This window comes from Achromobacter sp. DMS1 (assembly GCF_001270295.1).
Map to the genome: position 1 here is coordinate 1 of NZ_LHSJ01000329.1, position 4,107 is coordinate 4,107.

3 protein-coding genes and 2 pseudogenes are annotated in these 4,107 nt (G+C 68.4%); 3 read left to right on the forward strand and 2 right to left on the reverse strand.

All coding sequences use genetic code 11. The features are described from left to right. Together AD428_RS23600 and AD428_RS23605 are read right to left on the reverse strand one after the other, a co-directional pair. Window positions 1-636 (reverse strand): dihydrodipicolinate synthase family protein (locus AD428_RS23600; protein WP_053246775.1); only part of this gene is annotated, 636 nt, incomplete at its 3' end. Between the two features lie 318 nt (window positions 637-954). Then, window positions 955-1,439 (reverse strand): annotated as a pseudogene (locus tag AD428_RS23605) (GAF domain-containing protein). Between the two features lie 192 nt (window positions 1,440-1,631). On the opposite strand from AD428_RS23605, the gene AD428_RS23610 reads away from it, so the two are divergent. From AD428_RS23610 to AD428_RS23620, 3 genes and pseudogenes are all read left to right on the forward strand, one after another. Beyond that, complete coding sequence (locus AD428_RS23610; protein WP_053246776.1) at window positions 1,632-2,834, forward strand: PLP-dependent aminotransferase family protein; 1,203 nt, start codon at window positions 1,632-1,634, stop codon at window positions 2,832-2,834. Between the two features lie 85 nt (window positions 2,835-2,919). Further along, on the forward strand, window positions 2,920-3,846 hold the full coding sequence (gene ubiA, locus AD428_RS23615; RefSeq protein WP_053245532.1) for a 4-hydroxybenzoate octaprenyltransferase: 927 nt from the start codon (window positions 2,920-2,922) through the stop codon (window positions 3,844-3,846). A gap of 75 nt (window positions 3,847-3,921) precedes the next feature. Then, window positions 3,922-4,107, forward strand: a pseudogene (locus AD428_RS23620) (DUF1090 domain-containing protein); the annotation flags it as partial.

A 4,107-nucleotide genomic window follows, 5' to 3' on the forward strand; every position in this document is an offset into this window, starting at 1 on the left:
GCGGACGTGCGCGGCCGCCGCGATCATTCCGCGGGCCCCCAGGCACAGCAGCGGCAACGCCAGCAGGTCTTCGCCCGCCAGCACGCGCAGCCGGCCGTCGGCGATCAGCGCGGCGGACTTGTCCAGCGAGCCGCCACAGTCCTTGATGGCGGCGATGTTCGGATGCTCGGCCAGTGCCAGCAGGGTGCCGGTTTCCAGTTCGGCGCCGGTGCGGTACGGAATGTCGTAGAGGATGAGGGGAAACGGCGAGGCGTCGGCCAGGGTGCGGAAGTACGCCGACGCGCCCTGCTGGCCGGGCCGCACGTAATAGGGGGCGGGCGCGAGAATGCCGGCCAGCGGCCGCGTGCCGAATGCCGCGAGGCGGCGCAGCGCGTGGCCCTGGTGATTGCCCGCCAGGCCCATGGCCACGGGCAGCCCGCCGGCTTCGCCGAGCACGGCGTCCACCACGGCGAGCTGTTCGGCATCGTCCAGGGAGGCGGCTTCGCCAGTGCTGCCGCAGACCACCAGGCCGTCGACGCCGGCGGCCCGGACGTGGCGCACCAGGCGCCTGAGCGCAGCGCCGTCGACGGCGCCGTCCGAAAAGGGGGTGACGAGCGGAATCCAGACGCCCTGGAACACGGAAGCGGGGGATGACATGAACACTCCTTCAGTAGCGGACCGAGGGGGAACCGTACAGAAGTGCTCGGGAAGACCGGGGGAAAACACGCGCGCCGCCTGGCGCCGCCGCAAAGCCGCTGTTCCGTCGCCCATCTGACGGAACAGCAAGCTCCGGTCAGATGAGCGGCTGTTTTTTGGATTTCAGGCCGGCAGCGGCCAGCGCCACGCACATGGCGCGGAAAAAACTGGCAAACGGCAAGGCCTGGATCATGGAAACCGGAATGAATGACATGCGGTGCGGGAGAGGCAATCTACCCGGCGCACTGGCGGCTGTCAACGCGCCGGCGGCGGACGCGTTCAGCCCAGGCTGTCGATGAAGACGCGGCACAGCGCTTCCATGCCCTGGCGGTCTTCGTCGTCGAAGCGGCCGGGCAGCGGGCTGTCCACATCCCAGACGCCGATCAGTTCGCCGCGGCGCACGAGCGGCACCACGATTTCCGAGCGCGAGGCCGCGTCGCAGGCGATATGGCCGGGAAAGGCGTCGACGTCGGCCACCACCTGGGTCTGGCGCTGGCTGGCCGCCGCGCCGCACACGCCGCGGCCCAGGGGAATGCGCACGCAGGCCGGCTTGCCCTGGAACGGCCCCAGCACCAGTTCCGTGCCGTCGTAGAAATAGAAGCCAGCCCAGTTCAGGTCCGGCAGCGCCTGGAACGCCAGCGCGCTCAGGTTGGCCGCGTTGGCGATGCGGTCGCGCTCGCCTTCGAGCAGGGCGCGGCCTGGGCGGCCAGCCCGGCATACAGCCCGGGCTTGGATTCGGCGGAAAGAGGAGCGGCTTGGAACATGGCGGAAAAATGTAACTGTACCGGCGGTTTTCGATGCAAGTGATTTTAGGCGCAGTGGCCCGGAAACGGGGCCGGCCGGCCGCCGTATGGGACAATTGTTTTTTCGCGCCCTCCGGGGCAGCAAGCCGAAGGCGTATTTTCCCCCGACGTTTTTCCCGTTTTTTTCCTCTTCTTTTCTCAAGAAGCACTTCCATGGACAAGCCTATCGAACCTGCGTTTTCCTTCTCGGAACGCGCCCAGCAGCTCACCAGTTCCGCCATCCGCGAGATTCTCAAGGTAACGGAGCGCCCCGAAGTCATCTCGTTCGCCGGCGGCCTGCCGGCGCCGGCTGGCTTCCCGGTGGAAGTCGTGCGAGCCGCGTTCGACAAGGTACTGGCCACCAATGGCCGCGCAGCCCTGCAGTACGGCCCCACGGAAGGCTATCGTCCCTTGCGCGAGTGGGTCGCGGCCGACCTCGCCGCCGCCGGCGCCCAGGTGTCGCCCGAGCAGATCCTCATCGTGTCGGGCTCGCAGCAGGCGCTGGACCTGCTGGGCAAGGTGCTGATCGACAAGGACAGCAAGGTGCTGGTCGAAGACCCCAGCTACCTGGGCGCGCTGCAGTCGTTCAGCCTGTACCAGCCGCAGTACGTGCCCGTGCCCACCGACGAGGGCGGCCTGATTCCCGAGGCCATCACCCCCGAGCTGGCCGCGGGCGCGCGCTTCCTGTATGCGCTGCCCAACTTCCAGAACCCCACCGGCCGCACCCTGAGCCTGGAGCGCCGCATCGCCCTGCTCAAGCGCGCCGCCGAGCTCGGCCTGGCCATCATCGAAGACGACCCCTACGGCGAGCTGCGCTACGCCGGCGAACCGCAGCCTGGCCTTTTCACCCTGGCCACCGAGTACGGCGCCAATGTGATCCGCCTGGGCACCTTCTCCAAGGTGCTGGCGCCCGGCCTGCGCCTGGGCTTCATCGCGGCGGCCCGCCCCATCATCGACAAGCTGGTGCAGGCCAAGCAGGCCACCGACCTGCATACGCCCACGCTGACGCAAATGGCGGTCTACGAGATCGTCAAGGACGGCTTCCTGCAGGAGCACCTGCCCAACGTGCGCGAAATCTACCGCAAGCAGGGCCGCTGCATGCTGGAGGCCATCGAGCGCGAGTTCCCCGACACCGTGAGCTGGACGCGCCCCGAAGGCGGCATGTTCCTGTGGGTGACGCTGCCCGGCCACATCGACAGCACCGCCCTGCTGCAGAAGGCCATCGAGCAGAACGTGGCGTTCGTGCCCGGCGCGCCGTTCTACAGCGGCGGCGGGCGCGCCAACACCATGCGCCTGAGCTTCGCCACCGTGCCCGAAGACAAGATCCGCGCCGGCATCGCCATCCTGGGCAAGCTGCTCAAGGAATACACGGCCTGACCGCCGCCTCGCCGACGGCCGGGTGCAATGCCCGGCCGTCGTTGTTTTATGCTGTCCGTTTCGAGTTCCCGTCACCGCGATTACCGTGAGCGCCCCCAACTCCACTCCCGCCGATCTCAGCGACATCGTCTTTACCGACTGGGTTGAACGCTGGCTTCCCCGGTCGTGGCGCCCCTATGCGCGCCTCTGCCGGCTCGACCGGCCCATCGGCACCTGGCTGACGCTGCTGCCGTGCATTGCGGCGCTGGTGCAGGCCGCGGGCGGCCTGCCCGACCTGAAGCGCCTCATCGTCTTTTCGCTGGGCGCGCTGCTCATGCGCGGCATCGGCTGCACGGTCAACGACATGTGCGACCGCAACTTCGACAAGCACGTGGAGCGCACGCGCTTCCGACCGCTCACCAGCGGCCAGTTGAGCATGCGGAACGCGGTCTGGTTCCTGCTGGGCCAGCTCCTGGTGTGCGGATCGCTGCTTTTCTTCATCAACGAGATGAGCCGCTGGCTGGCCGTGGCGGTGTTGCCCTTCGTCTTCATCTATCCGCTGTGCAAGCGCGTGACCTACTGGCCGCAGGTGGTGCTGGGCATCTGCTTCAACTGGGGCATGCTGATGGCCTGGTCCGATACGCAGAACCAGGTGCCCCTGGCCGCCATCGCCATGTGGGCCGGCGCGGTGCTGTGGCAGGTGGGCTACGACAGCATCTACGCCTACGTGGACGTGCGCGACGACCTCAGGCTGGGCCTGCATTCCACCGCCATGCGCTTCGGCGACCAGGGCAAGCTCTGGATCGGCGGCTTCTATCTCGCGACCGTGGCGCTGTGGGCCTGGGGCGGCTACGCCATGGGCATGTCATGGGCCTATTTCGCGGGCATCGCGGCCGTGGCGCTGCACCTGGCCTGGCAGCTCAAGGTGTTCGACATCCAGCGCCCGGACCGCAACTTCATGCTGTTCCGCGCCAACCTCTGGCTAGGCGTGCTGCTCATCGTCGCCGCCCTGGCCGGTTCGCTGATCCGCTGATCCGCGCCGCGCATTGTGTCCGGGGGCCGGACTGGGCGAAGATGGAGCCTGGCCCTTTTTCCGGAGATGCGCCTCATGTCCCCCGTCCTCAAGACCCTGGCCGCGGCCTTCGCCGCCGCGGTGCTCGCCCCCGCCGCCCAGGCCGCGACCGACTGCTCCGCCCAGCGCGGCTGCGCGGCCAAGATCTGCCACATCCAGAACGACATCGCCGCCGCCCAGGCCCCAGAACAACAGCCGGCGCGAGGCCGGTCTGCGCAAGGC